Raw genomic sequence first — 26,131 nt, forward strand, 5'->3', positions numbered from 1 at the left:
CTGATACGAAACGCGCGCTAGCGGTTTGCATGGGCAAAGAGGCAATTAAACTTTCTAACCGGGCCGATAAAAAGGGCCGCCACCAGGGTAACAACGACAAACTGGCCAATAAAGAGCAGCGCGAGCTTAGGCCAAAAACTCACTTCTTCTGTGAATAAGGGGTGCCACACATGGATCAGAGTCAAATTTCCGGGAAACAGCAACACCTGAATTCCAGGCATGGGGCCGCCCCAGTAATCCCACAGATTCCAACTAAGGGTGAAGGCGATCGCGCCAACTACAAGGGCAACAATGCCGGCAGAGATGGCGAGGGTAAGAGTGTTAACTTGAGTCATTGTGCTAGCGATCTATCGGCCGTGATACTCAAAGAGGTTATTTTCTAGGCCATACAGCTCCTTGGTGCCTGTTAAATTAAAGCCGATACTTTCCAATAAGTGCATGGATCTTAGGTTATTGGGAGCTGTAACGGCTAAAATGGTGTGCATGCTATGCTCAGCCACAGCTTGTTTTAACACGGCTTCGGCCGCCTCCCGGGCGTAGCCCTTGCCACAAAATTCGGGGAAAAACGCGTAGCCCAAATCCGGATGCTCCAACTCTTCTCTTTTTAATAACCCGCACATGCCTATGGGTGTTGATTCACCTTTTAACTGCACCAGGTTCAGGCCAAAGCCATTGGTCTTGTAACTGGCCATGGGGCCATTTGTCAGATGGTTAATGGCATCTTCCCGGGTACGAACCTTCTTATCGCCAATATAACGTATAAAGGACTCGTCATTGAGTAAGCGCAGGATAAAGTCGGCATCACCCAAATCCAGTTGCCTGATGATTAATCTCTCGGTTTCACAGAGCACGGTCATTGGTAAATTCCTCACACATCCAGCATAGAAAAATGATGACTGGCAATATTAAAGCCTTCACGCAGATAAAAACGGTGGGCGGGGAAGCGCTGGACACCCGAGTCGAGGTGGATTTGCGTGCATTGATGGGCCTTAGCGTAGTTCTTAAACCAGCTTATCAGGAAATGTCCGACGCCCTGGCTGCGACAGGCGCTATTGGTTACCAGGTCGTCGATATAAATGCATTTGCCCCAGGCGAGTTTCTCTGTGACCACAAAGCCGGCCACCGCCAAAATCCCGCTATCGGCTTGCACATACACCAGCTGGTAACCCTGGGCCTGTTGTTTTTTCACCTGCGCCGCCAAGGTTTCCAGTGTATATTGGCTACGCAACTGCAATAAGACTTCAAGTACCTCAGAGTGCTCTCCTGGGTAATCCTGATCTTGGGTTAAAAAATGAACCTGCATATCCCTATCCCCTTCTTATTAATTTGCTCAACCCTTAAGCTAACAGCACCTTGCAGCGCTGGCAATTGCCCAATAAAAGCAGGTAGAAAGATTATTGAACTTAGTGCCCGCTGGCACGTACAATTGGTAGGTTGCTAATTTGCGGAGTTATTTGTGGCTATTGAGCGCTATGTAAATCATATTCAACTGGGTTATTTGGGTTTGTTGCCCTTTTTGGCCATGCAGGGCTGGACCTTATTATCCGGTCAGGGCGAGTCGGTTGCCCCCTTATTTATCTATTACAGTATCGCCATTGTCAGCTTTTTAGCCGGTCAGCTGTGGTGCCCGGGCAACCAGCCCCACGGCCGCGCCATTGCCGCCATAGTGCCAATTTTACCCATTCCGCTGTTGGCGTTAGGCAACAGCATTTTCACCCTGGCCTGGCTCAGTGCCAGCTATTGGCTGGTGTTACTGTTTGAGGTCAAGGCGCCCGCCTGGCAAGAACACCATAAGGACTATCGCAAGATGCGCTTTGTGCTGACTTCCGTGGTGTTTGTAACCCACCTGCTGATGATCGCCAGCCTTCTCGACTGAACCCTTAGACAGGCCGGCGCCTATGCATTACACTGCGCCGGCCTAACAGAATACGAGCAAAATTATGATAGATGCCCTGCGCCGCGCCCTGGATGAGATCGGTGAAATTTACGTTGAAAAAAATGCCGCCTTTAAGGTGAAAGTAATCCCGTTTTTCTGCGCGGTAAACATTAAAAAAGACCACAAGCGTGAAGGCAAACTCACTTTCTACAGCAATCAACTGCTGGAAATTGCCATGGTTTTGCTGTTTATCATGTTTGGCGCCACCATTTATAACCCGGAGCTGGGCTTCACTCATGGTCCGGTGCATTTTGCCATTGCTGCCCTGATTGCCTTGCATGTGCTTATTCGCCAAATCGCCATCGAATCACTAAAGGCGCGTTTATATGCAGCCGGGGCTCTGCGCCGCGACGAGCCGCAGCCACAAGGTGAATAAGTAATCATGTATTTGCAGCGCAACTGGCGGGTGTTAACCGTAGGCGATGGCGATCTCACCTTCACCAAGGCTTTATTGGATTTCTACCCGGCGTCGCAGTTACACGGCAGTGTGTACGACAGCGAAACAACGCTGCGCGATAAATACCAGCACCACGGCATAGATGCGCTGCGCGCCGCAAAGGTCAGTCTTGATTTTGAATTTGACGTCACCTCAGTAGAGAGCTGGCAGCGCCTGGGTGAAAAGCGCTTCGATCTGGTTATTTTCCAATTTCCGCTGTTAAGCCAGCTCGGCTCAGAGCAGGCCTTTGCGGCGGCAAAACAAAACGGCGGCTTGAATATTCTCAATCGCGCCCTGTTGCACCAGTATCTGCTCAACAGCGCCCGTTATGCCCTCGCCCCTCAAGGCGCGGGCCTGTGTTATATCACCTCCAAAGACGTTAAACCTTATAGTCATTGGGGCTTAGACCATGCCTTAACATCGCATACGCCGATGCACTTCTTAGGTGAGCAGCAATTTGATTTACGCCGTTTCCCAGGCTACAAGGTGCGTAATGTCGACCGCGACAAGCATGTTAAAGATACACTAGGTATTACCTACACCTACGCCCTTAATGCCGAGAGTGAGATGAGCGCGCATTGCCACCGCCGCCATCATCTTGATGACCCCCAATGCTGCCTGCTGTGCCGCGCCGGCCCATTTCAAAGCGAGCGAGACCGCGAGGGCCATCTTAACTCCAAACAACATCGCCATATGCAGGGCTATGACAGCCAATGGCAACGCTGGCTGGCGGACTTTCATAAAAACACCGACTAAGCGCTAACGTTTGCCAGCATGGTGTTAACGCTTGCTCGCATGGTGTTAACGCTTGCTCGCATGGTGCCAACGCTTGCTTGCACAGTTTGAACACTTGCTTACATATTGACCCTTGCACTCGAGTGCCGCTGTTGGCACTGTAGTAGAAATAATGCGAACTATTAGAGTTGATCATGAAGGGATTTCTACACACAGCACTGTTGGCCAGCCTACCATTGGCTTTTATGGCAACGCCCGTGGCGGCCGCATCCGTTCAGGGGGAGCCATTCCAAGCTCTGAGCATAGATCTTGATTTTAATATCAGTCGTACACCGCTGAGCGCCGATCTCACGCCTCATCCAGGCAAGGAAATCGTGGTCTTTGGTCGCAATGAAGCCAAGGCCCATCAGGTGGCGGTGCTGGCTGTGGTCGATGGCAGGCTACAACAGGTGGACCGCTTTGCCATCGGCGAAGAGTATTTCGCTTACGATATCAGTGAGCAGGAAAAGAGCGAGCACACGCTATACTTTTTAGCCCATGATCATGTCGGTCGCTATCAGTATCCACAGCAACAAGGCGAACCACGCCTGTTTGCCTTTGCCGATGTGTCTTCTATTTATCGTATTGAGCGCAGTAACTTTATGCGCCAAATCGACTTTATCCATGACTTTAATAACGATGGCGACAGCGACATCATGCTCGCGGATTTCACCGACTTGCATGTATGGCTTTCACAACACGAAGGTGGCCATAAAAAGGTGAGCCTGGATATTGGCAGCCACAGCGTACTCAATGGCGTCGAACTTAACGCCTCACCGGCGCAGGTATTTACCTTAGATCTTAACCAAGACGGTCGCCTTGATATCGCCAATTTGCACGAGGGCAAGCTGCACCTTTACTACGCCCACGGCCGCCATTTTGAACATCAGCAACTGGCGATCCGTGGTGGCATCTACAGCATAGATTGGTGGGATCAGCTCGATGATGATGGCCAGCCCCTTGACCAAAGCGACCTCAGGTACCGCAAATTAGAGCGTTTTGAAGATATCAATGGCGATGCCATTCCTGATTTAGTGGTGCGCTACACCAAGAGCTCCGGGGTGTTCGATAGAAGCAATGATTACGAAATTTATTACGGCAGTTTGGATAAACAACGCCAACTAAGCTACGCCAATAAAGCAGATACCACGGTCAGCGCCGAGGGCACCTTAACCGATCTGCAACTGCAGGATATCGACGGCGATGGCCGCCTGGAAGTGATGGTCGCCAGCTTTGAGCTCGGGGTATCGCAAGTGATATCAGCCTTGCTCGCCAGCAGCATAGATCAGGATATTCTGCTGTATTGGCAAAACACCCAGGGCCAGTTCCCGAAAAAGCCGTCATTGGACTATGAAACGGAAATGAACTTCAGCATCAGCAAGGGCCGCGCCAGTCAACCCTTGGTCATGCTCGCCGATATCAATGGCGATGGCCGCAAAGACCTGCTGTTCTCCGAAGATAACGACACCCTGGTCTATCGCCTTAACCAAGGCCAGCAGGCCTTTGCCCGCAGCCAAAAGCAAAAACTCGCCCTGCCCCAATCCGGCAGCCATATTAGCAGCACGGATATCAACGACGACGGTAAAAGTGACCTGCTGCTCTATTACGGCCAGCTCGATAAGCCCGAACTCAAGCGCCGCTTAAGCCTGTTGTTTGCCCGCTAACTCAGATGTTTTGGCTCTCACTCAGGGCCCGTCAGGCAGCGCTGTTAATTTAAAAACAGCGCTTGTTCATCCTCGCTACTCTTTAATAACTCACTGAACTTGGGTAAATTACCCCTAATTTATGCCGTTTTGACGGCACTGGATACCACTTAAAGTCGGTATTTCAATAATAACTACAACGGGATTTCACTATGGGTTTAGTCCGAACCGGATTAATGATAATAATGCTGGCACTGCTCAGCGGCTGCTCCAGCATATCGCAGCAGCAGTGCGAACGGGGGGACTGGTTCGATATCGGCTTCAGTCATGGTCAGCAGGGTCGCTCCTTGGCCAATGGTAAAAACATTATTTACGACTGCCTGGAATACGGTGTGCGCCCAACCCTGGAAGATTATAAGCGCGGGCACCAGGAAGGCCTGAAAGATTACTGTGAGCCGGAAAACGCCTTTACCCAAGGCCTTAATGGCAGAGACTATAACCCCATTTGTCGCAGCGAAGAATTTCGCCTCGCCTGGCAACAAGGCCATGACAGATACGTGGTGAACCGCCATCGCCATGAAATATCCTCGCGCCTCAACCAGATTGACGACGAACTGAAACACATTCACTGGCAGTTGCACTCTGAGGAGCTCACCCGCGAGCAGCGCCGCGAACTTAAACACCGCCGCCATCGCCTGGAGCATGAACAGGACGACTTACGTCGCGAGCGCGCCCTGCTACCCATACTGGATAATAAGCTAGAGCTGCATATCCACTGATGCTGCCATCTCCACCCGCGTAATGTGCTCCAAATGGCTATAAATGCACTCGAACAGCAGCCGGTGTCCGGCGCTGTTAGGGTGCACGCCATCGGCGGTCAAGAGCCCAAACCCGCCCCGACTATTGGAAAACAAGGCCGCAACATCGATAAGCGGCACCGAGGTATCCTCGGCCAACTGCGCCAAGGCCTGATTATAACTGGCTATATCCGTATTCAGGCGGCGCTTACCTAGGCTATTGGGAACACCATCCAAGTATTGGGCAACGGGCAGAATATTGATCAATATCGGCTGTACGCCCAACTCCTGGGCATGTTCGATACAGATGCGCAAATTGCTTATAAAACGCGCTAGGGGTACGCTGTGCTGCTGCGCCGTAATCGCCACATCATTAGCGCCATAAGCCAGGGTAACAAAGGTGCGCTGCGGCGCAGCCATATGTGGCGCAGCCATATGCGGCGCAGCCATACGCGGCGCGAGCTCATTCGCAAAGCGCTGCACCAGACCATCGCTGGTCTCTGCGCCTATGCCCATATTGAACACACAGGTTTCGGCCCGTGAGCCGGTCACAAAGCGACAAATTTCTCTCGCTTTTAACCTGTCAACCCAGCCGCCTGCCGCCGCGTCGTTTTCGCCCCGGGTAATACTATCGCCAAAACAAATGATATGAGTCACGATATTGCCTCCAAAAATTAAGCCAGCCGTTAGGCACCGTTAAAATGCCAAGGTCTGACCGTCATCGGGGATCAGCACGCGCTCGCCCAGATCGGCATCCAGCATCGCCTCACCCAGTTGTAAACGGGTTACCGGGCAGTGATCCAGCGCTTCCAGGTGGTTGGCTATCACCTGACCACGAGCGATGGATGCCAGCTCCAACACATCCTCGGCACCCATAATGATTTCGCCACCAAAATCAAAACGGGCACCACCTGCCGGAGCAATGATCACATCGGGCTGTCGGGATTGCACAAAGTCGATAATGGTCTCTGTCAGCAGGGTATCGCCGGTGATATAGACGCTGGGCTCCCCCGGCATTTCAATGTAATAACCAACGCCATGGGCCATCAGCTTCCCCACTAAGCCATGACCATGAACACAGGGCACCAACTCTATAAGCCCGCCGGCAAAGGCATTAGCTGAGCGCGATGACAAGGGCATCACATGCAAACCCCGCTTTTTTAAAAACGCCTCATCGGCGTTAGAGGCCAGCACCGGAAGTTGCTTTTGCCTTAACCAGCGCACCGCGGCACGGTCCAGATGATCAAAATGCCCTTTTTGACAATGGGTGATCAAGCAGTGAGTGACCTTGACCAGTAACTCCTCGCTGTTATCCGGCAACTCCACCAGTGGGTTTTTGCGCCGCTTTACTCCCAGGTATTTAAGCGCCGGCGCCTTGCCCTGTGGCGCCAGCATGGGGTCCACCAATAAGGTCACTTGTTTATATTCAATGATCACTGTGGCATTGCGTAACTGGGTAATTTTCATTGAGGTGCTCGAAAAAGTAACAATGACCTTATTGTATTTCGCCATCGCGGCACCTAATATGGCTAATTAAGTCACAATTAATACAATTATTGCCAATTATGCGTATAGGTCTTGTTGTTTACCCCGGCTGTATCCCCTCGGGCCTGATGGCCTTTGCCGAAATACTCACTGCGTGCAATCAAAGAACACAACAGCGCACCTTCGAATGTGTCTTTACCAGCGTCGACGGCGCTGCCGTTACCCTGACCTTAGCCTCTCAGGGCCCGAGCATCACTATTGAGTCCCAAACCAGCCTTGCCGAAGGCCAGTTTGATGCCCTTTTATTGCCCGGCTTTTGGGCCAGCTCGGAGCAGGATTGCACAAAAGCGCTGGCGGTAAATCGCGAGCTGATCGACACGCTCAGTCGGCTGCCGTCAACGACCCAGCTGTGGGGCTATTGCTCCGCGGTGTGTCTGCTGGCCGCCAGCAAACAATTGGAGGGCCGCCGCGCCACCGCTACCTGGTGGTTAGCCCAATACCTTAGCACCGCTTTTACAGGCGTTAACTGGCAATTTAATGACACCCTGGTTCAGGACAAGCAGTTATCCACCAGCAGTGGCGTACAGGGCTATTTGGCCATTGCCAACACGCTGATCCAAAGTCATTGCGGCGCCGCTATTCTCGCCGATATCACTAAGCTGATGGTGATTGCCAGACCTCAAAAAGCCGCCTTGCCCTGGCAACGTATCGAAATGATCAAATCGAAATCTCCGGAAGTGGCGCGAGCCTATCGCTGGGTTGAACAAACGCCGGTGCAGGATTTAACCCTGAGCAATTTTGCTTCAGCCATGAATATGTCGACCCGAACCCTGGCGCGGCGTCTCGCCAGCAGCACGGAGTTGTCGGCGGCGCAGTTTATGCGTTTGGTAAAAATTCAGCAGGCGTGCGATCTCATCACCTACCAGGGGTTGTCGGTGAAGGAAGTGGTGGATCGATTGGGCTATGGCGATGAAACCTCGTTTCGGCGCACCTTTAAGCAAGTTACCACCCTAACCCCGGCGCAATATCGCCAGCTGATCGCCTAAAACAACGTCCTAAAATCAAGCAATAAAAAAGGCCGCTAGGCGGCCCTTGGTTAGGAAAGATTTTTCTCTAAAGTCTGTTAACCATAGAATTTAAAAGCCCAGCACTAAGGGGGCCAGGGTTAAGGTCACCAGGGTGATAAGACCAATTGCTATTAGGTTCAGCGCAAAACCGGCGCGTATCATGTCTTTGATCTTGAGCTCGCCTGAGCCAAAGACGATGGCATTAGGTGGCGTGGCCACCGGCATCATAAAGGCACAACTGGCAGCGATGGCTGCGGGGATCACCCCACCAAAGGCGTGCCGGTAATGGACTCGGCCACCGGGCCAAGCAATGGCAAGAAACCGGCGGCGGTCGCCGTATTACTGGTGATCTCGGTTAAGAAGGTGATAAGCGCGGTAACGATTAAAATCCCCAATGCCAGTTCCATGGCCCCGGCGCCACTGAGCATATTGGCAATGTAGTCGGCCAGGCCCGATGACTTAATCTTGGCCGCCAGGGTTAAGCCCCCGCCGAACAACAATAAGATCCCCCAAGGCACCTTGGCGGCGCTGTCCCAGTCAAGAATACGCTCCTCACTGTCTTTTTTGGCGGGCAAAATAAACAGCAACAGCGCTGCGGCAATGGCAATACCGGTGTCGGAAATAGCCAGCCCGGTGGCCTTGGCCAGCAAGGGGCGCAATACCCAGCTGACGGCGGCAAGTGCAAACACGGCTAATACGCCTTTCTCCGCCCGTGACATGCTACCCAGTGCTGCAAGCTGTTGCTTAAACATGCCTCGGGTTTCAACCTGGGCCGCAGTTTTATCCACCTTGTACATCACCTTGGTGAGCCACAGCCAGGTCAAGGCCAGCATCACCACAGACAGCGGCACACCAATCAACATCCAGGTGGCAAAACCAATTTCTATGTTATAGCTGTCGGCCAAATAAGCGGCCATCAGCGCATTAGGCGGGGTGCCGATCAGCGTGGCAATACCGCCGATACTGGCTCCATAGGCGATAGATAAGAGCAGCGCCTTGCCAAAGTTATCGCACTCGCTGCCGTTATCGCGCAGTAAATGAACGACAGAAAGCGCTATGGGCAACATCATCACCGCAGTGGCGGTATTCGACATCCACATGGATAAGAATGCAGTAACCAGCATCATGGCCATGATCTGGGTGCTGGGTTTGCTGCCCGCCAACAACAAAGTAGTTAGAGCAATACGCTTATGCAGGCCCCAGCGCTCCATCGCGATGGAAAGCAAGAAGCCACCTAAAAACAGATAGATAAGCGGATGCGCATAGGGCGCGGCTACGGCCTTAATGGAGGCAATATCGGCCAGAGGTACCACCACCAAAGGCAACAGGGAGGTCGCCGGAATGGGCACCACCTCGGTGACCCACCAAGAGGCCAGCCACACGGTTAAACCTGCTGTGCGCCAGGCCGCCACCGACATGCCGCTCGGCGGGTCGATTAAACAGGTCAGCAGCATCACCAGAGGCCCTAGCCATAAGAAGACCAGGCGATTGATTTTATTTGGTTTGTTTTCGGTCATTTGTCGCTCCCCTTAGAACATGTACTTTAGACCCAAAGCGGTGCTGGTGTCATCGCTGGTATCGAGTTCCAATTGGCTGGCAAGGAGATAAAAGGTGGTTTGCTTGTCGACCACGTAGTCGACGCCCACCGTAAACTGCTCGGCATCGCCCTCATGGCGCAGGCCGCTGTCATCGCGGCTGTATTGCAACTTGGGCTGCCAGGCGTCGCTGAGCCAGTAGCGCGCGCTCAGTACCAGGCCATCGCCCTCTTTATCGCCGGCCAGGTTTTCACTGCGCTGGACGATGGCGCCCAGTTGCAGCTGCTGCCAGCGATAGGCGGCCGTTACCCGAGTGGCCTGTAAATCACCCAAAGCATCGGAGTAGCTCAAGGCAACAAAATAAGGGGTGCTCTTAAGCGCACGGTCGCCATAGCTTAATAGCGCCGCAACACCATTGTCTTCGCTGTTGCTGTCATCTTTAGGAACCCAGGTTACCGCCGCCGCCCAAAGCCCAAACTTCGGCGTGCTGTAGGTGATGCTGTCGCCAACCCGAGATTGCCCGGCCAATACCTGAGCGATATCGCCCTGGGTTTCGTTAAACTGATCAACCTTGCCCTCGGAGTATTTAAAGCGGGTGTCGTTGCGTCCCACCAGCACTGTGCCATATTGAGATTGCACGCCGACATAGGTGTTACGGGCGGAAAATGGATCATTGGTTGAGTCGCCATCAAACCCCTTCACCTGTACCTCGTATTTAAAAACTAATTGGGTGGTGTCGTTGAGGGCATGCTGACCCTTGACGCCGATGCGCGAAAAAGGTGCATCTATCTGGGTGCCTTCCTCGGTATAGCGCATCACCCCTTTGTCGGTGTGGGCAATCTGCACCTCGGCCTTGCCATAGATATCATAGTCGGCCGCGTGGGCCGTGGTGGCTCCGGCCATAAGCATGGCGGCGCTGGTAAATGTAAGTTGTTTTATCATTGCTGTATCCTACTTGTTGTTAACAAAGACACATACAAAAACCTAACCAACTTTTTAAAACGCTATTTTACAATGACTTACCAATAAACCAGCGAAAAAGACCAAGATAAATGTGCGGATTTCCGCACACAGAACTACGTATTTATCACCAAACCCACACACAGCTTAGGTGTACATGGTGCGCTGTAGTGCATACTTGGCCATCTTGTCGTACAAGGTTTTACGCGGTATCTGCAACAAGGCCATCGCCTCTTTAATACTGCCTTGACTTTGCGCCAGGGCATCCTCGATCAGTGACTGCTCGTAATAGGCCACCTTTTGCGCCAGACTTAACACTTCCTGCTCCTGGGTGCCAACGGATTGCTGCGCCAACTGCTCTCCCAGCAGCAAGGTGCGCTCGGCATGATTACGCAGCTCGCGCACATTGCCCGGCCAGTCATACTGCATTAACCGACCACGCAACTCCTCACTGAGCGGCTGGGTAGGCTTATGAAAGCGGGTCGCAGCAATGGATAAAAAGTGCTGATACAAAAGCGGAATATCCGCCTTACGCTGACGCAGCGCCGGGATCGGCACCTTCACCAGATTCAAGCGAAAATAGAGATCGGCGCGGAACTGCCCGGCATCGACCAGGGTTTGTAAATCCACCTTGGTGGCGGCCACCACGCGAATATCCAGCTCAATGCCCTGATTGCTGCCCACCGGCGTCACCTGGCGCTCTTCCAGCACCCGTAGCAGTTTCACCTGCAAGCTTGGCGACATGGCCTCGATTTCATCTAAAAAAACCGTGCCGCCATTGGCATAGGTAAACTTACCCTCGCGGGCCTGATTGGCGCCGGTGTAAGCACCACTGGCGGCGCCAAACAACTCGCTTTCGATCAATTGCTCGGGAATGGCACCACAGTTAATGGCGACAAAGTGATGTTTGGCACGCTGACTTTGCTCATGCAGATAACGGGCGACCAGCTCCTTGCCGGTGCCGGTTTCCCCTTCAATAAGGACATCCGCCGGGGTGTCTATTACCGCATCGAGTAACTGCATCATCTGCTGCATTTGCTGGGTCTCGCCCAAGATTCTCACCCCGGGTGCCGATTGTTTTTGCACCTGGCGTTTTAATTCGCGGTTTTCCAACACCAGGGTGCGCTTGTCCAAGGCGCGCGCCAGGCAATCGAGCAGCTGCTCGGTAATGGGCTTTTCAAAGAGATCATAGGCCCCCAATTGCATGGCCTTCACCGCGATACTGACATCGGCATAGCCAGTAAGAAAGATCACCGGCAGCTCGGAGTCGAATTGCTGCACCTGCTGCAAAAAACTGATGCCATCCATATTCGGCATGCTGATATCGCTAAGCACCACCCCGGCGAAACTGCGATTAAGGCTGTGCAAGGCCTTGGCGGCATCGTCAAAACATTGCACCCGATAGCCTTCGAGTTCGAGCAATTGTTGCAGCGAATGACGAATGCTGGCTTCGTCATCAATAACGTAAATGGTTTTTTCTCGGCTCATAGCTGTGGCTCTTGTTGGTGCAGGCTAAGCAAAAACTCGGCGCCACCATCGTGGTGATTATGAGCGCTGAGATTACCCTGAAAAGATTCGATAATTTGTTTTGAAATTGACAACCCCAAGCCTAAACCATGTTCCGACTTGGTGGTATAGAAGGGTTCGAAAATGGTGCTTAAGGCATGTTGGTCGATGCCAGGGCCATTATCGATAATGGACAAGTACACCTTGCCCTCCTTGCTGCTCGCCTCCAGGCGCAGCCATTTATCCTGAGCGTGCTCCATGGCCTGACAGGCATTGGAGAGCAGATTTACCAACACCTGCTCAAACTGATAAGGGTCGACCCACACGGGTACCTCAAGTCCGGACTCCTGCACGCTGACATGGTGTTTTTTAAGCTCGGGGCCGACCACCAAGAGGGCGTTTTGTACGCTTTGTTGTAGCGAGATACGTTGCATCTTCACCGGACGCTTTTGACTGAAGGATTTAAGTTGGGCAGCAATGGCGTGCACGCGGCGGATCAATTGCTCAATCAATTGCAGGTTTTCCATCGCCTTATCCGGCTCGGCGCGCATCAACAGGCGCTTACAGGCGGCCACATAAGCACTCATGGCACTAAGCGGCTGATTGATTTCATGATTCACACTGGCGCTCAACTGACCTATGGTCGCCAGCTTGGTGGCGCGAATAAGCGCGTCCTGCGCCTGCTCCAACTCCTGGGTACGCTCCTGCACCTGCTCTTCCAGGGAGCGTTGGCTAAACAAGAGTTGCCGGTAGCCAGCGACCTTGACCGAGAGATATTCGATCAACACTATCAAGAGTAAGAGCAGCAACATGGCTAGTCCAAGGCGCGCCGCATGCACCTCATTAAACGGCACGATGGGACTGAGCATCAAGAGTCGGTAGGAGGTATCCGCCAGAGTCGAGCTACTGACCAGATACCTGCGCTGCTTGGTGATCAACTGGCCACTTGGCTGGGAGTCAAACTGAGGTTGGTCCGACAACCAGCGCCAATCAAGGGGATTAATGGCTTGCCCTAAAAACTGCTGTGACTGTGCGACTTGCTGCTGCTTCTTGGCGCTAAGCGCTTTGCTGGCGCGCAATTGCCAGTCGGGATTATCGGAGAGCAATACCACCTCATTGACATCGAGCAGCGCGAAATGGCTTTTTTCCCCCGTATCCAAACGGGCCTTATCGGTTTCAAATTTACTGGCGTTGACCTTAAGCGCAATTACGCCTCGACCGCCACCAACAAAATCCACCGCCTTGGAAAAATAAAAACCGCGGCGCATGGAGCGTTGCCCGAGGGCAAAATCAATCACGGTTTCCCCGGCCATGGCCCGGTCAAAATAAGGACGAAAGGCAAAGTTATTGCCCTTATAACTGTGCGGCAGATGTGAGTTACTGCTGGCTACCACTGTCCCTTCGGCATTGAGTAGGTAGATATCGGAGGCGCCGCTGGCCTGTTGCACATCGCTTAGATAGCGGTCGGCAACGTTGCCCTCTTGAGCACTTTTAAGGGCCTGTTGCACTAAGGTGCTCTCACTTAAAAACGCAACGATAGTGCTATAGCGGCCAAATTCGCTTTGGATATAATCCTTCAAAGCCGAAGCATGACGGGCGGTACGCTCCTTATTTTGCTCCAGTAACTGCTCCTGCGTCAGGGTATGGGTCAGCCCAAGGCCGAGCACAAACAAGAGCCCATAAGCAGCAAACTTTATTAACTGATGCGACACCCAATTCTCCTGCGGCGAAAACCAATAACGAATCCCGCAGTGTAACAATGCAGCCGCCGCAAGGGTAGTCCAAGGCCCTGTTCGACCCAGCATCATCCCAGAGTAAGACCAAAACCAATAAAAACACGACCAGTGGCGCTTTGCAGTATTTACCCAAACAAGGTGCTTAGCTACACTAGCGCCACTTCATTAAACACGGGTTTTCAACATGTTTTTTGCTCACCACCGTGTGCTACTGACCGCCATCGGCTGTGTTTTACTGGCCATGGTTACCATACAGTCCGGCGCTTCCATCGCTAAGCAACTGTTTCCCTTGATCGGTCCCGAGGGCACCACGGCGCTGCGCCTGGGGTTTTCGGCCCTGGTTTTGTGTCTTGTCTTTCGACCTTGGAAAGCCCTGCCCCAGGGTCAGCAATGGCGTAGCATTATCGTTTACGGCCTGTGTTTAGGCGGCATGAACATCGCCTTCTATTACGCCATCGAACGTATTCCTTTGGGCATAGGCGTGGCATTGGAATTCACTGGGCCACTGGCGGTGGCCCTGCTGAGCTCAAAACGTAAACGGGACCTGCTGTGGGTCGCCTTTGCCATTGCCGGTATCATTCTGTTATTGCCGGAAATCGACGCCGAGACCGGCCTAGACCCTGTGGGTGTTGCCCTAGCGCTTGTCGCCGGTGCCTGTTGGGCTGGTTATATTTTATTTGGAAAACGCACAGGTAACCAAAGCTCCGGGGGACGCACAGTGGCCTTGGGCATGACGGTAGCAGCCTTTGTGTTGGTGCCTTACGGTGCCGCCCATCAAGGCATGGCGCTACTGAGCTGGGAAGTTATCCCGCTGGGCTTTTTAGTGGCGATTATGTCCAGCGCCCTGCCTTATACGCTGGAAATGGTGGCGCTGCGCAATATGCCGGCACAGGGCTTTAGCGTGATGATGAGCATGGAGCCCGCCATTGCCGCGCTGGCCGGTTTTATGATCCTCAGCGAATTACTAACGCCACTGCAATGGCTGGCCATCGCCCTGGTGATCATCGCCTCCATCGGCAGCTCGATGCAGCCAGAGAGCAAGAGCGATAAGGAAGCAGAAGCATCACACACCTAGGGCTTAGCCCAAGGGCTTAACCCTAAGGCACTAAGTTTTGTTGGCTAAACGCTGACAGAGCGCATCAAGCTCGGCCGCACTTGTTTTCAGTAGCCTGGCGGCCTCGGATTTTAAATTGGCGATGTTACCCCGGGTGACATCGTCCATATCATCAGAAGCAATGTCCAAAGTGGTTTGCAAGCGATAGTAGTTTTCCCCGAGCAGCTTATCCATTTGATAGTCGGCGGCATCCGCCACCCCATCAAAAATACAACTAAGCAAAGGAGCCACCCAACCTGCCTTGCCCCAATCCTTGGCATCGCGCAGCTCTATGGGACGATTAAGCTCGCCAGTGCCGATAGAGACAAGCAGAAACTCCTTTTCTTCGGGGAAAATGCGCTGCGCCTCGGCATAGGCCGACACCGAGGGCGAGTTTATAAACACGCCGCCATCGACCAGGGCGCGCTTGGCACCATCAACTGGGATATGAGCGGGTTCAAAATAAGTGGGAGCAGCGGAGGTAGCCCGCGCCGCATGGCGCATCAGTACGGTACGATGCTCTTGACGCCAACTCTTTAAAAACAAAGGCTTGCGGTTATGAATGTCATAGCTGGTAAGCAGTAATCGGGTCAGCGACGCCCCCAGGGGCTCATCGTCAAAGTAATGCTTAAGCAGGCGCTCTAGGCCAGTATGGCTATAGGTTTCATCGAGCAGTCCACCGACCGAGGAAACACCTCGCCACAAAGAGCGTGAAAATATTTCCTTACCGTGCTGTTCATACATATCCGCAAGCGCCTGGGCACTGTATTGCGGTATCCCCTCACCGTTATCCTTACCTAGGCCCAAAGCGAGAATTCCCCCGGTCGACGTGCCGGCGATCAGATCAAAGCACTGGGCAATGGGACGACCAAGCCGGGTTTCGATTTGCGCCAACACTAGGGCGGGAAGCAATCCCCGAATACCACCACCATCAATGCTGAGTATCGCCTTCATGCTTCCTCCTTGATTTGTTTACGCCTGGGCCTAAATAGGCTTATTTTTGAACTGCAGTGGCTACTTGATAAAGTAACCCACCGGGCGCCAATGCTCCTGAGTTTTACTCAAAGTCAGGGTTTCCACGGCACCGGCTTTATTGGCAAACTCGGTGTTAAATTGCAGCACCAGGTATTCGCCTTCAGGGGCGCCTGGCAAAGAGGTAAATTTTTGACGGCCCAATTCGGTGCGGCTGATAACCTTACCCAAGGGCGCGCGTACCGCCTTGATAATATCCCGCCACTGCTCCTTGGTAACCTGCTCCTGAAACAGGGCACCCGCCTCATCCCAGCTTTGCCCATATTGACCTGCATCTATACCGCCTAACCAGGATTTAGCCACTTCGACGCTCGGCGTTTGCCCGGCCCAACTTAGACTGGTCACCATCAGGCTTAAAATTAGGAATAGTTTTTTCATCATAAGTCCTTTTTCTTTAAGGTTAATTTTCCTTATTAACCTTAGCTTATTTTACCGCCTTGTAGTGGCGCGCCGTCATTATTCTTTGTAGGTCAGGCGCTGCCCGGGCAGTCTGAGCGATCCGGAACTGGTCGCCAGCGCACATAAGTACAGGGCCAAAACAAGATCCACCATGCCACAAAATTGTGGCCACCAGATGGGCGTGCCGGCATTACTAAAGAGGGTATCGTGAAAGAAGTCATAGCCAGCGTGCAATAGCATGCCTATCCCCGCCAGCCACCAACGGGCCGGATTACGACTTTTAATGGCCCACCCGGCGAGCAGAAAAAAGACCACGGCGGTGGCCGCTTCATAGAGCAACGCCTGAAAGTCCATGGCCCAGAGAGCAAAAAGCCAGTAATAAAGGGGGAAGCTGGCAAGCAACAGGGGATAACCCTTGCTGCTGGCCCAAAGCCCACGCCGTGCGAAGGTAATCATGATGATAAGGGCCACAGCCAAACCAATTAATAGCCAGACGCTGTTCATAAGCGAGTGCTCATTCAATGCAACTGGTTAAAAACATATCATATTTTTCATTTAGTTAAATGACAGATTCAGGCTTTTCGGTTTGTAGGGTCTGGCGACCTTTGATGCTGTCTATTCTCTCATCCACTCTTTTACCAATTTCACAGTAATATCACCGGCCACTTGTTAAAAAAATATAACCACTTGATAACTAATAGTTTAAATGATTTAATTCGGTCGCGCTTTCATTCGGCAAGGTACCTGCCACATAATCAAATAAACTTAAAATGGAAATATCATATTAGCTCTTGCGCTAGTCGCAACCTCAACAGCCACCTACGCTAGTTGTCGCTATGCAGGATACGTTTGCTCTGACAATTACTGTGTAGGTGTTTGGGTTTGTGAAGAAAAATAAAAGCTTCTTTTAGAGGTTTTTGGCGGCATGCTAATAATTGACATGCCGCCTATTATTGTATTGCATTTAGCAGTCACTTATCGAGAAATGCATGGAACAGCATCTAGAAGAAAAGCAAAATAGACCCACGACTTATTTATTCTTAATTGCAGTCGCTCTTGGCCTCATAGTACTTGTTGTAAAACTTACCTGGTTTGCTACTAAAAAGGTGCCCGGTGAATTTTCACTGATCCATCAAGTAAAACAAGGCATAAAAAGTGAGACGATCAACGGCTTAGGTGCTATTACAGTAAGAGAAACCAGCTTAATTGATGCCCAGGATCCGGGGCGAATAACGCAATTATCCGTGCGTTTAGGACAAGCCGTTGAGCAAGGGCAAGCGCTCGCTAAAATCCAAAATCACGAATTAGAGCAAGAATATAAATTAGAGAAAGCGCAATTAATCACGCTTAAATCTGATGTTGCTATGCGCAAAAGTGAGCTATTAACCGAAAAATACCGTCTGGAGTCACAACTTGCAAAAGCAATCGCCGCAAAACAAAACCAGGCATTAGAGCTCGAAGCCTATGAAATACTGGTAAAACAAGGCGTTGTTTCGCAAATCAGGTATAAGCAAGCCAAAATACAATTACAACAACAACGAATTGAAGTGAGTTTGCTAGAGCAGCAACAAGAAGAATTTTCGCGAACGTATCAAGTGCATGAAGCTGCATTAGATGCAAAGTACGAAGCCAAACAAGAGCAGATCCGCTATCTAGAAAGCCGACTCGACGCGCTCACTATCACAGCTCAATCAGACGGCATAATCAGCGATATTAGTATTGAGCTTGGCCAACAAGTATTACAGGGTGATCCTCTTTTTAAGATCATCGAACCGCAGCATTTTATTGCTCAGGTCGCCATAGCCCAGTATTCATCGGAACAATTAAGCACGGGATTGCCAGCCACCATCAAAACCCCCAATGGCGAACTAGCGGGCAAGATAGAGCATATTGATACCGTTGTCAGACAGGGAAGTGTCAATATATATATCGCCTTCGATCAGACCCCGCCCAGCTGGCTGCGCAGTAAACAGAGTATTGAAGCGAGTATCGCCCTCAGCAAACGCACCAACTACATGTTTATCGACCAGCCGAACAACTTTACAACATATAAAAGGTGGCAGGTTTATAAGTTGAACCCGGGTGCCAATACGGCCGACAAACTAGAAGCTGACTTTAAGCTTAGCAACCAACAACTTATTCTCACTTCAAATGCGTTTGAAGCAGGAGATAAGTTACTGTTGATCCCACAAGCGGTGGTCACTGACGAACGATTGACGCTATAACGCAGATGATGAAACCACATTTAATCGAATTGAAAAATGTTTGCTTTAGCTACACGAAGTCAAAGCAAAAAGCCTTAGAAAACATCAATATCACTATTCAATCTGGCGAATACGTGGCAATTGTCGGTAAATCAGGCAGTGGCAAAAGTACACTCATGTCTATTTTGGGGCTTTTGCAGTAACCCACTAGCGGTAAATATTTGTTATTGGGAAGGGATACGACAAATTTAACCAATAAGTCGTTATCGAAAGTTAAAAATAGAGAAATAGGCTTTATTTTTCAGAACTTTAATTTGTTAAATAGACTTAATGTTTTTGACAATGTGGCACTGCCGCTAAACTACAACGACGAGATTAAACGCGCTGACTACCGTCAGTATGTGATGGAAGCGCTTAACTTTGTGGGGATTGCAGAGCTACATAATCGTTTGCCCAGTGAATTGTCGGGCGGTCAGCAACAAAGGGTCGCAATCGCAAGAGCCCTTATCAACCAGCCTTCCATCATATTAGCGGATGAACCAACTGGAAATCTTGATTCATATAACAGTGAGTTGGTTTTTAACATTTTGCAGAAGCTCAACGAGCAAGGGCGTACCATCTGTGTAATAACGCACGACCAACAGCACGCGGCACTGGCGCACAGGCAGATCCCCATTAAAGATGGTCAAATCGGTTTATGACGAAATCACTGCTCATCGATTTACTCATTAATTGGAGTAAGCAAACTTACCAAAGCAAGAAGCTACTTCTCGCTATTGTGTTAGTGGCGCTCCCCCTGAGTATTTTGGTTAGTTTTTCGAGCATAAAGGCCACTTATCTAAGCCCCACTTTTGCTGGGCTCGAAGCGAATACGCCGATTCACCACATAGTGCTTAAAGAAGCCGAATCACAAAGCCCCTTAGAGCCCTATCTAGCAGAAGAAATAGCGCAAACGCTGGCGCACCCCATTCTCTATGAAAGAACGGTGCCACTGTCGCTGAACTATTTAGGGCGGCAATATCAAACCAACATTAGTTTCTTTTCCGGTGCTTACAAAAGCCTTAATTTAACGGCTTTAAAGGGCTCGCTCAGCAGCTTGGACTTTCCAAAAACAGGCGCTGAAGCCAGCGCTGCAATAGGCTATCACTTTTGGCAAGAGCAACTCTCCGGCGAAGAGGTTATTGGCAAGTATATCGCTGTTAACGGCAAGGCCGTCAAGATTGTTGCCATCTTGCCGCCTGAAATGGAGTCTTTGCGTAAAGGGGTGCCATTGGACCTGCTAATGGCTTTTAATCAACAAAGCTTTATCCTTGATACGGAAAACATCCAACTTACCCCGGACACCTATAGCTATATTATTACCGAGCCGACGCGCTCTAACGAAGAGCTAGCCCAATCTCTGAGCGCTCACCTTATAGAGCAAGGCTTGCTGCTGGAAGAGGATAAAATCAGCATTACCGCCGTATTCGGGATCCATCCCCAACAGTTTGAGATGATAGTCACCCGAGTGAACATACTTATGGCGGCATTCTCACTGCTGTTACTGTTTTGCTTTATCGCATTTTTGACCGTTTTTAATGCCCAGTGCCACTACAAGCAAGAAGAGTTAATCGTCAGGCAATTATGTGGTGCATCGTACAAACAGATCACCTGGCAAGGTTATCTGGAGTCTACCGCGACGGCCTTATTGATTGTGCTAATCGCGTTTTTGCTCACCCCTGTGAGCAACGCCCTCGCAGACATGCTGTTACCCAGTTTAAAAACGGGGTTATCTGCTACGGACAAGCTCACTTTCAGCCGGTTAGGTGTGGGTATGTTGATACTTGTCATACTGATCATGAATGTGTTTTATACAATTCAAAGCAAATGGATTAAAACACCCATTGGACGGGGTGCAAGCGCAAGTAAAAGCCAGATATTACAAAGTCACACCTTGTTAGCCCTGATGCTCAGCCTGTCGTTTGTTACGCTTTACTCGGCTACTTTGCTGTTACACAGCCAATATAATATTTACCACACCGATTTAGGCTTTGACACCACACAAAGATACTATGTGAGTTTTGAATTTCCCGAGCAGCATGACATAAGAATGTACTCGCAGTTTTCACTGGCACAGTTAGAGCAGATGTTAATGGCTAAAGAGGAAATTAACCAGGCCGGGGCAGCAATCACCTTGCCACTGACTAATCGCCATTACTTTTCAAACTGGTTTTTAGCATCAGGCGAAAAAATTGGCAGCGGCCAATTCAGTAACACCCATAGCAACCTGGTTTCTCCCAACTATTTTGAAACGCTCAACATCCCTTTTATCTATGGCAACAACTTCTCTTTTAACCATACCAACGCCGTGATTATTAATCGCAGTTTATGGCAACGTTATTTTCAAAACAGCTCGTTAGCACAAGCCAAGCTTCTGAAATACGACCCTTACAGTGAAAAATACACAGAATACAGCGTGATTGGCGTAGTCGACAATGTTCATTATCAAAGTGCAGATTCAGCACCAGTGCCCAGGGTTTATGAGCTGCAAACTACGTTCAACAGCATCATTAATTTAGTCATTTCCTCCGGTGCTAATATGGCAGATTTAAAATATATTTTATCCGACGCTATTGGCCGCTATGACACAAGCATAAATGAATTTAGCTTGGACAGCCTAGAGCGCATCGTTGCTCAAGAGAATCAAACTCGCTTATCTATTACGCTGACTATGCTGGTGATCACCATCATCATCTTATTAGCGACAATCTCCTTCTGTATAACCAGTTTGGCTCAACTCTGCCGCAAAGACGCCCAAGAGCTGGCGCTACGTTTTAGCGTCGGGGCTCCAACTCATCGTCAGTTAGGCAATCAGATAAAACGTTTTATGCTTGTTGCAATACCGATATTCGCGGCGATTTTTATACTTTTCGCGAATTTTATACACCTTTTGCAAGAGCTTTTAGTTGATCTTGCTACCTATGTACCGCTGTACTTTCTTTTCAGCGGCGGGATATGCGCCCTTATATTCAGCGCGACAATTTTATACCAGTTTCACAACACCATACGCCAATCATGGCATCATTTAAGTTAATAAAGTAAAAGGGAAATTCGCATGAAAAAACTAATATTCATGGCACTTGTTTTGGTTAGCACATCTTCGTTTGCAAAAGAGTTTACAATTAATGCCGTAGAGATGTATGAAGCGGGCTTGATGCCGGGTGGACCACAAGTACTTATCTTTAATCAACAAGGTAAGCTGGTACACCACAGCACTGAGCTTAATAAGCAGATAGTCACTGAATTCAAGCAGCAATCAGACTTTGCAGACACGCAGAATATCGTAGAAAAACTAGAGAAAATATTAGGGGAGCCGCTCGTTTCTGGTGCACAAGATTACACCGTCTACTCCATTAATATGGAAGCCGCAAATCCTTGCCCTCCATGCGCAAAGCAAAACAAATTCCTAAATGCTGCGTTAAAGAAGTATGCCGATAAAAAAATAACGCACAACAAGGTTCACCTAAGTTTGTAAGCACCGCCCCATTACTACCAGCATTTTTCATTTTTTTAAATGACGTAGTGGGGTCATTCGGTTTCTAACAGGCCGATAAACTGATCGAGCTGCTGGGCCATCTGGGTTAGCGCCTGCTGCTGGCAGGCCAGGCCTTCACTGAGTGTTTCCCGCCATTTTTTAACCTTAGGTGCCAGGGCTATGCCCTGCTCCGTCAAGGCAATCTGCAATTGCCGCTCGTCCTGTTCACTGCGCACTCTGCTGAGCAAGCCAAGCTGCTGCATGCGCTTTAATAAAGGCGTTAGAGTGCCCGAGTCGAGATGCAAACGTGAACCCAGGGCCTTTAAGCTTAAAGGCAACTGTCCCTGCTCGTTAGCCTGCCACAATACCAGCAATACTAGGTATTGGGGGTAGGTGATCCCTAAGTCTTTCAGCATCGGCTGGTAACCGCGGATCACCAGCCGAGAAGCGGTATAGAGCTTAAAACACAGCTGGTTTTGCAAATAGAGATCCTGATCCATGCTCATGTTTAGCTCGCTAGCAGGGCTTCGATGTCGGCGCGGATCGCTTCGGGCTTGGTCAGTGGTGCATAACGCTTTAACACCTTGCCGTTTTGGTCGACCAGAAACTTGGTAAAGTTCCATTTGATCTTCTTGGTGCCCAACAGGCCCGGGGCCTGAGCCTTGAGGTAGTCAAACAAGGGATGAGCACCCGCGCCATTAACGTCTATCTTGCTCATAATGGGGAAAGACACACCATAGTTCAGCTCGCAAAACTCGCTGATCTCGCTATCGCTGCCCGGCTCTTGCTCGCCAAACTGGTTGCAAGGGAAACCTAGCACCACCAGCCCCTTGGCTTGCAGGTCTTTATATAGATCATTTAAGCCCTGGTATTGAGGCGTAAAACCGCACTTGCTCGCGGTATTGGCGATCAACATCACCTTACCCTTAAAGCTGGATAAGGCCACCTCTTCGCCTTTGTTATTGGTCGCAGAAAATTCGTAGATAGACATAAGAAACCCCATTTAGATTGTGCACAATATAATTGATCAGAATTTAGTTTACCGCAAGAAGAGTCTCAGCTAGCCCGCTAGAATGATTAGCTATTTAATTGAATAGGTATGATATATGCTCGGTTTCTTATGTTTCTCAATAAATTAGGTTGATTCATGAAGTTAGTCACCCCTAGCCTGGAGTTTGCACAAAGCTACCGCGACTATATCGCCGAGTTGGGCGATGAAGAGCGCTATCCTTTTCCACTGGATTTTGAGCATCAGGATTTCCCCGCGCTACTGGCACGGCTAGATGAATTTGCCAAAGGCATAAACCTGCCTGAAGGCTTTGTGCCCAGCTCAACCCTGTGGTTGGTCGATAAGGGTGAAATCATCGGGGTCACCAATATTCGCCATACCCTCAATGAAGCCATTGCTCATTGCGGTGGCCATATCGGCTTAAGCATTCGCCCCAGTCAACGCGGGCTTGGTTTGGGCAAGGTGCTGATGGCCAAGTCCATTGCGTTTTTGCAGCAGCGCCAGGTCAATGAGGTGCATATCCATTGCTACAAGGATAATCAGGTATCTGGCCAAACCATCATCGCCTGCGGCGGCCGGCTCGACTCAGAAATAGAGGTCGGCGATAAATGCGTGCAACGCTATCTGGTTAGGCTCTAACTCATTTCGGCGCAGACCTGCCACCCTAAGTGACCTCCTGGCTTCTGCTCTGGTGTTTAGTACCTAAATTTGCTTTTATTAAGAACAGGCTTTTATTCAACAAGTTAGAACAGAGGAAACATGGCTGTTAAACACCTTTTCTATCGGACCTATCACCTGGGTTTACGCCTGGCGGCCATGCTCTTGCCCATTCCCGAGCCCCATGTGTTTTATGGTGATAAGGCCATTGAGCAATGGCTGGCTCACTTGTGTGCGCAAAAGTGTAAACGCATCCTGCTGATAAGCGACCCGGGTGTTATCGCCCTTAATTTACATGCCTCTTTGCAGGAGCAACTAATTTCCAATAACATTGAGGTGACTATTTTTAGCGACCTTGGCGCCAACCCCAGTATCGAACAGATAGAGCAAGGCGTGCGCTGCTACCAGGCAAACCAATGCGACACCCTGTTGGCCATTGGGGGCGGCTCGGCCATGGATTGCGCCAAGCTTATCGCCGCACGTATTGCTCGCCCCAAAAAGTCGTTACGACAAATGCACGGGCTGTTTAAGGTGTTGCGCACCTTGCCCCCTGTGTATGTTGTCCCCACCACCGCAGGCACCGGCTCCGAGGTGACGGTAGCCGCCGTGGTCAGCGATACCGAACGCAAGCTTAAGTTTTCCATCAATGACCTTTGCCTGGTGCCCAAGGGCGTGTTGTTTTTGCCCGAGCTCACCGCAGGCTTACCGCCGGGGCTAACGGCCAGCACAGGCATAGATGCGCTTACCCATGCTCTTGAAGCCTATATTGGCATCAATGCCAGCGCCTATACGCGTGGTAAAAGTGAAAAAGCCGTGGCGCTTATTCTCGGCGCGCTGCCCAAGGCTTACAACCAGCCTCACGACCTGGGCGCCCGCACCGACATGCTCTGGGCCGCCATGTACGCGGGTCAGGCCTTTACCCGTACCTCGGTGGGCTATGTGCATGCCATCGCCCATCAGCTAGGGGCTTTTTACGGCCTAGGTCATGGCCTAGCCAATGCTCTGGTGCTCAGACCCATTTTGGATTTTTATGGCAATAGAGTCGATGCTAGTCTGGAGCAATTAGCAAAGCAGACTCTAGGCGAGCAAAGCAGTGCCGCCCAGTTGCGCGATAGAATTTATGCGCTGCTGGATGAGTTGGGTATTCCACCCTTCATTGCCGATTTAAAAGCCGAGGATATCCCACTAATTGCCAAGCAAGCACTGGCGGAAGCGCACCCGGATTACCCTGTACCCTGCTTTATAACACAACAGGAGATGGAAAACCTGCTGCATTCGCTGCTGCCGCATGCTTAGCTAGCCTAGCCCTCACTTAAATAGTCCTCCAGCTGCTCGGCCAGCCACTGGGTGAGCCCACCAAGCTGACTATAGCGATTTTGGATCATGCCATAGGCCTGGCGCTGCATCGCTTGATCATAGTTGAGCACCTTCACACTGCCATCGCGCAGATAGGGGTTGATCAGCACCGAGGGCACATTGGAAAAACCCGTGCCATCGAGCACCGCATTGCGCAGATGCTCATAAAACGGCAGGGCAATATAATTGCTTGAGGCTGGTGACACGGCGCGTAACCCCTCATCGTCTATGGTCGCCAAGGCAAATTCGGTATAGCGAGCCAAGTCAGAGCGAACAACCTGAGAGAGCTTACATAGGGGGTGATCGCTTTTGGCCACCGTCATCATGCGAATTTCCCCCAACTTAACATGATGAGTGTTCGGCAAACGGTTGCTATGAGGTAATAAGCAATAGGCGATATCAACCATATTCTGCTCCACCATATCGTTAAGCTCCGGCGGCGGCGCCATATACACAGACACGCTGGTGCCGGGAAACTGCACACTCATATCATGAATAAGCTGGCGCCAATAAGACTCGGGTAAGGCATCGTCCCGAGCGATACGCAGCACAGACTCAACCCCCTGCAAATGTTGCTGACAGCGACCGGAAATATCATTGGCTATCATCACCATACGCTCACAATCGTTCTTGATCACCTGGCCGATATTGGTAAGCATCACCTGATTACCACTGCGCTCTAAGAGTTCAACGCCAAGCTCATCCTCCAGCGCACTTAATGACGAACTCAAGGTGGTGCGGCTTTTCCCCAGCCGCCGCGCGGCCTCAGCAATAGAACCCGACTCGCTGATGGCGAGAAACATTTCCAACTGGCTTATTTTCATCAATTACACCCGCACAAATCCATTGAAATCTAACTAGTTTGCAGCCAAGGCAAAAAGAGCAAAATAAAGCCATGGCAACCAGCGCCGATAATATCGTCGCTCAGCGATTATGGGAATAGCCAAACCCACTATAAAATCTACGCCAACAAGTAAAACGCCAGCGATAGC

26 protein-coding genes and 2 pseudogenes are annotated in these 26,131 nt (G+C 50.7%); 13 read left to right on the forward strand and 15 right to left on the reverse strand.

The annotated features are described in order from the left end of the window. Positions 1–17: 17 nt before the first annotated feature. The 3 genes from C2M17_RS15315 to C2M17_RS15325 are packed head-to-tail and all read right to left on the reverse strand — an operon-like array spanning position 18 to position 1,303. Positions 18–335 carry a hypothetical protein gene (locus C2M17_RS15315; RefSeq protein ID WP_105201577.1) on the reverse strand — a complete coding sequence of 106 codons (318 nt, stop codon included), beginning with the start codon at positions 333–335 and terminating at the stop codon, positions 18–20. A 12-nt stretch (positions 336–347) separates the two neighbouring features. Further along, on the reverse strand, positions 348–857 hold the full coding sequence (locus C2M17_RS15320) for a GNAT family N-acetyltransferase (protein ID WP_105201578.1): 510 nt from the start codon (positions 855–857) through the stop codon (positions 348–350). A gap of 11 nt (positions 858–868) precedes the next feature. Next, positions 869–1,303 (reverse strand): GNAT family N-acetyltransferase, encoded by a 435-nt coding sequence (locus tag C2M17_RS15325; protein ID WP_105201579.1) that lies wholly within the window; start codon positions 1,301–1,303, stop codon positions 869–871. Positions 1,304–1,462: 159 nt separating this feature from the next. Here C2M17_RS15325 and C2M17_RS15330 point away from each other — a divergent pair, with 159 nt between their 5' ends. The 5 genes from C2M17_RS15330 (at position 1,463) to C2M17_RS15350 (ending at position 5,568) form a co-directional block, all read left to right on the forward strand. Beyond that, entirely contained in the window at positions 1,463–1,876 is a 414-nt protein-coding gene (locus tag C2M17_RS15330; RefSeq protein WP_105201692.1) for a DUF3429 domain-containing protein, read from the forward strand. Positions 1,877–1,940: 64 nt separating this feature from the next. Continuing rightward, positions 1,941–2,312: a hypothetical protein gene (locus tag C2M17_RS15335; RefSeq protein ID WP_105201580.1), complete on the forward strand. Its 372-nt coding sequence runs from the start codon at positions 1,941–1,943 to the stop codon at positions 2,310–2,312. 6 nt (positions 2,313–2,318) lie between these two features. Continuing rightward, positions 2,319–3,128, forward strand: coding sequence for a Rossmann-like fold-containing protein (locus tag C2M17_RS15340; protein ID WP_105201581.1), 810 nt, complete (start codon positions 2,319–2,321; stop codon positions 3,126–3,128). Between the two features lie 173 nt (positions 3,129–3,301). Continuing rightward, the gene (locus tag C2M17_RS15345; RefSeq protein WP_105201582.1) at positions 3,302–4,810 is read left to right on the forward strand and encodes an FG-GAP repeat domain-containing protein; all 1,509 of its coding nucleotides are present in this window, start codon (positions 3,302–3,304) and stop codon (positions 4,808–4,810) included. A 191-nt stretch (positions 4,811–5,001) separates the two neighbouring features. Further along, entirely contained in the window at positions 5,002–5,568 is a 567-nt protein-coding gene (locus tag C2M17_RS15350; protein ID WP_105201583.1) for a DUF2799 domain-containing protein, read from the forward strand. On the opposite strand, the gene C2M17_RS15355 is transcribed toward C2M17_RS15350, so the two are convergent. Next, positions 5,548–6,243 (reverse strand): SGNH/GDSL hydrolase family protein, encoded by a 696-nt coding sequence (locus tag C2M17_RS15355; RefSeq protein WP_158684049.1) that lies wholly within the window; start codon positions 6,241–6,243, stop codon positions 5,548–5,550. The two genes, C2M17_RS15350 and C2M17_RS15355, sit on opposite strands and share 21 nt — an antisense overlap. A 39-nt stretch (positions 6,244–6,282) precedes the next feature. Further along, complete coding sequence (locus C2M17_RS15360) at positions 6,283–7,098, reverse strand: MBL fold metallo-hydrolase (protein ID WP_199776039.1); 816 nt, start codon at positions 7,096–7,098, stop codon at positions 6,283–6,285. A 53-nt stretch (positions 7,099–7,151) separates the two neighbouring features. On the opposite strand from C2M17_RS15360, the gene C2M17_RS15365 reads away from it, so the two are divergent. After that, positions 7,152–8,117, forward strand: coding sequence for a GlxA family transcriptional regulator (locus C2M17_RS15365; RefSeq protein WP_105201585.1), 966 nt, complete (start codon positions 7,152–7,154; stop codon positions 8,115–8,117). Positions 8,118–8,207: 90 nt separating this feature from the next. Here C2M17_RS15365 and C2M17_RS15370 read toward each other — a convergent pair. From C2M17_RS15370 to C2M17_RS15385, 4 genes and pseudogenes are all read right to left on the reverse strand, one after another. Then, positions 8,208–9,655: pseudogene (locus tag C2M17_RS15370) on the reverse strand (SLC13 family permease). 12 nt (positions 9,656–9,667) lie between these two features. After that, on the reverse strand, positions 9,668–10,615 hold the full coding sequence (locus tag C2M17_RS15375) for a porin (RefSeq protein WP_105201586.1): 948 nt from the start codon (positions 10,613–10,615) through the stop codon (positions 9,668–9,670). A gap of 165 nt (positions 10,616–10,780) precedes the next feature. Further along, on the reverse strand, positions 10,781–12,121 hold the full coding sequence (locus C2M17_RS15380) for a sigma-54-dependent transcriptional regulator (RefSeq protein WP_105201587.1): 1,341 nt from the start codon (positions 12,119–12,121) through the stop codon (positions 10,781–10,783). Further along, on the reverse strand, positions 12,118–13,851 hold the full coding sequence (locus C2M17_RS15385) for a sensor histidine kinase (RefSeq protein ID WP_158684050.1): 1,734 nt from the start codon (positions 13,849–13,851) through the stop codon (positions 12,118–12,120). Before C2M17_RS15385 ends, C2M17_RS15380 begins: the two co-directional genes overlap by 4 nt. Before the next feature lie 208 nt (positions 13,852–14,059). Here C2M17_RS15385 and C2M17_RS15390 point away from each other — a divergent pair, with 208 nt between their 5' ends. Next, complete coding sequence (locus C2M17_RS15390) at positions 14,060–14,950, forward strand: EamA family transporter (RefSeq protein ID WP_105201589.1); 891 nt, start codon at positions 14,060–14,062, stop codon at positions 14,948–14,950. A 30-nt stretch (positions 14,951–14,980) separates the two neighbouring features. Here C2M17_RS15390 and C2M17_RS15395 read toward each other — a convergent pair whose 3' ends face one another. From C2M17_RS15395 to C2M17_RS15405, 3 genes are all read right to left on the reverse strand, one after another. After that, on the reverse strand, positions 14,981–15,922 hold the full coding sequence (locus tag C2M17_RS15395) for a patatin-like phospholipase family protein (RefSeq protein WP_105201590.1): 942 nt from the start codon (positions 15,920–15,922) through the stop codon (positions 14,981–14,983). A gap of 60 nt (positions 15,923–15,982) precedes the next feature. Beyond that, the gene (locus C2M17_RS15400) at positions 15,983–16,381 is read right to left on the reverse strand and encodes a DUF4019 domain-containing protein (RefSeq protein ID WP_233998014.1); all 399 of its coding nucleotides are present in this window, start codon (positions 16,379–16,381) and stop codon (positions 15,983–15,985) included. A 75-nt stretch (positions 16,382–16,456) separates the two neighbouring features. Beyond that, positions 16,457–16,903 (reverse strand): hypothetical protein, encoded by a 447-nt coding sequence (locus C2M17_RS15405; protein ID WP_105201592.1) that lies wholly within the window; start codon positions 16,901–16,903, stop codon positions 16,457–16,459. Between the two features lie 485 nt (positions 16,904–17,388). On the opposite strand from C2M17_RS15405, the gene C2M17_RS15410 reads away from it, so the two are divergent. The 4 genes and pseudogenes from C2M17_RS15410 (at position 17,389) to C2M17_RS15425 (ending at position 22,117) form a co-directional block, all read left to right on the forward strand. Continuing rightward, a complete protein-coding gene (locus C2M17_RS15410; protein WP_105201593.1) occupies positions 17,389–18,624 on the forward strand; it encodes an HlyD family secretion protein in 1,236 nt (411 codons plus the stop codon). Positions 18,625–18,632: 8 nt separating this feature from the next. Then, a pseudogene (locus C2M17_RS15415) lies at positions 18,633–19,304 on the forward strand (ABC transporter ATP-binding protein). Continuing rightward, entirely contained in the window at positions 19,301–21,676 is a 2,376-nt protein-coding gene (locus C2M17_RS15420) for an ABC transporter permease (protein WP_105201594.1), read from the forward strand. The pseudogene C2M17_RS15415 and the gene C2M17_RS15420 overlap by 4 nt, the downstream one beginning before the upstream one ends. Before the next feature lie 21 nt (positions 21,677–21,697). Beyond that, positions 21,698–22,117: a hypothetical protein gene (locus C2M17_RS15425; RefSeq protein WP_105189169.1), complete on the forward strand. Its 420-nt coding sequence runs from the start codon at positions 21,698–21,700 to the stop codon at positions 22,115–22,117. Between the two features lie 53 nt (positions 22,118–22,170). Here C2M17_RS15425 and C2M17_RS16195 read toward each other — a convergent pair whose 3' ends face one another. Continuing rightward, on the reverse strand, positions 22,171–22,623 hold the full coding sequence (locus C2M17_RS16195; protein ID WP_105189170.1) for a MarR family winged helix-turn-helix transcriptional regulator: 453 nt from the start codon (positions 22,621–22,623) through the stop codon (positions 22,171–22,173). A gap of 2 nt (positions 22,624–22,625) precedes the next feature. Continuing rightward, positions 22,626–23,108, reverse strand: a complete 483-nt coding sequence (locus C2M17_RS15435; RefSeq protein ID WP_105201595.1) for a glutathione peroxidase — start codon at positions 23,106–23,108, stop codon at positions 22,626–22,628. Positions 23,109–23,264: 156 nt separating this feature from the next. Between C2M17_RS15435 and C2M17_RS15440 the strand changes: the two genes are divergently transcribed. Together C2M17_RS15440 and C2M17_RS15445 are read left to right on the forward strand one after the other, a co-directional pair. Then, on the forward strand, positions 23,265–23,765 hold the full coding sequence (locus C2M17_RS15440; RefSeq protein WP_105201596.1) for a GNAT family N-acetyltransferase: 501 nt from the start codon (positions 23,265–23,267) through the stop codon (positions 23,763–23,765). A gap of 120 nt (positions 23,766–23,885) precedes the next feature. Further along, a complete protein-coding gene (locus tag C2M17_RS15445) occupies positions 23,886–25,079 on the forward strand; it encodes an iron-containing alcohol dehydrogenase (RefSeq protein WP_105201597.1) in 1,194 nt (397 codons plus the stop codon). Positions 25,080–25,084: 5 nt separating this feature from the next. Here C2M17_RS15445 and C2M17_RS15450 read toward each other — a convergent pair whose 3' ends face one another. Continuing rightward, a complete protein-coding gene (locus C2M17_RS15450; RefSeq protein WP_105201598.1) occupies positions 25,085–25,963 on the reverse strand; it encodes a LysR family transcriptional regulator in 879 nt (292 codons plus the stop codon). Positions 25,964–26,131: the final 168 nt, after the last annotated feature.

The sequence above is a fragment of the Pseudoalteromonas sp. T1lg10 genome (assembly GCF_002964545.1).
Lineage (GTDB): Bacteria > Pseudomonadota > Gammaproteobacteria > Enterobacterales > Alteromonadaceae > Pseudoalteromonas.

Bases quoted from the DNA above. Each gene is read 5' to 3' on its own strand.
- C2M17_RS15315 (WP_105201577.1), bottom strand. From the start codon at position 335: ATGACTCAAGTTAACACTCTTACCCTCGCCATCTCTGCCGGCATTGTT.
- C2M17_RS15350 (WP_105201583.1), top strand. From the start codon at position 5,002: ATGGGTTTAGTCCGAACCGGATTAATGATAATAATGCTGGCACTGCTC.
- C2M17_RS15450 (WP_105201598.1), bottom strand. From the start codon at position 25,963: ATGAAAATAAGCCAGTTGGAAATGTTTCTCGCCATCAGCGAGTCGGGT.
- C2M17_RS15440 (WP_105201596.1), top strand. From the start codon at position 23,265: ATGAAGTTAGTCACCCCTAGCCTGGAGTTTGCACAAAGCTACCGCGAC.
- C2M17_RS16195 (WP_105189170.1), bottom strand. From the start codon at position 22,623: ATGAGCATGGATCAGGATCTCTATTTGCAAAACCAGCTGTGTTTTAAG.
- C2M17_RS15425 (WP_105189169.1), top strand. From the start codon at position 21,698: ATGAAAAAACTAATATTCATGGCACTTGTTTTGGTTAGCACATCTTCG.
- C2M17_RS15360 (WP_199776039.1), bottom strand. From the start codon at position 7,098: ATGGCGAAATACAATAAGGTCATTGTTACTTTTTCGAGCACCTCAATG.
- C2M17_RS15375 (WP_105201586.1), bottom strand. From the start codon at position 10,615: ATGATAAAACAACTTACATTTACCAGCGCCGCCATGCTTATGGCCGGA.
- C2M17_RS15395 (WP_105201590.1), bottom strand. From the start codon at position 15,922: ATGAAGGCGATACTCAGCATTGATGGTGGTGGTATTCGGGGATTGCTT.
- C2M17_RS15410 (WP_105201593.1), top strand. From the start codon at position 17,389: ATGGAACAGCATCTAGAAGAAAAGCAAAATAGACCCACGACTTATTTA.
- C2M17_RS15320 (WP_105201578.1), bottom strand. From the start codon at position 857: ATGACCGTGCTCTGTGAAACCGAGAGATTAATCATCAGGCAACTGGAT.
- C2M17_RS15365 (WP_105201585.1), top strand. From the start codon at position 7,152: ATGCGTATAGGTCTTGTTGTTTACCCCGGCTGTATCCCCTCGGGCCTG.
- C2M17_RS15390 (WP_105201589.1), top strand. From the start codon at position 14,060: ATGTTTTTTGCTCACCACCGTGTGCTACTGACCGCCATCGGCTGTGTT.
- C2M17_RS15445 (WP_105201597.1), top strand. From the start codon at position 23,886: ATGGCTGTTAAACACCTTTTCTATCGGACCTATCACCTGGGTTTACGC.
- C2M17_RS15380 (WP_105201587.1), bottom strand. From the start codon at position 12,121: ATGAGCCGAGAAAAAACCATTTACGTTATTGATGACGAAGCCAGCATT.
- C2M17_RS15405 (WP_105201592.1), bottom strand. From the start codon at position 16,903: ATGAACAGCGTCTGGCTATTAATTGGTTTGGCTGTGGCCCTTATCATC.
- C2M17_RS15335 (WP_105201580.1), top strand. From the start codon at position 1,941: ATGATAGATGCCCTGCGCCGCGCCCTGGATGAGATCGGTGAAATTTAC.
- C2M17_RS15435 (WP_105201595.1), bottom strand. From the start codon at position 23,108: ATGTCTATCTACGAATTTTCTGCGACCAATAACAAAGGCGAAGAGGTG.
- C2M17_RS15325 (WP_105201579.1), bottom strand. From the start codon at position 1,303: ATGCAGGTTCATTTTTTAACCCAAGATCAGGATTACCCAGGAGAGCAC.
- C2M17_RS15420 (WP_105201594.1), top strand. From the start codon at position 19,301: ATGACGAAATCACTGCTCATCGATTTACTCATTAATTGGAGTAAGCAA.
- C2M17_RS15345 (WP_105201582.1), top strand. From the start codon at position 3,302: ATGAAGGGATTTCTACACACAGCACTGTTGGCCAGCCTACCATTGGCT.
- C2M17_RS15400 (WP_233998014.1), bottom strand. From the start codon at position 16,381: ATGATGAAAAAACTATTCCTAATTTTAAGCCTGATGGTGACCAGTCTA.
- C2M17_RS15340 (WP_105201581.1), top strand. From the start codon at position 2,319: ATGTATTTGCAGCGCAACTGGCGGGTGTTAACCGTAGGCGATGGCGAT.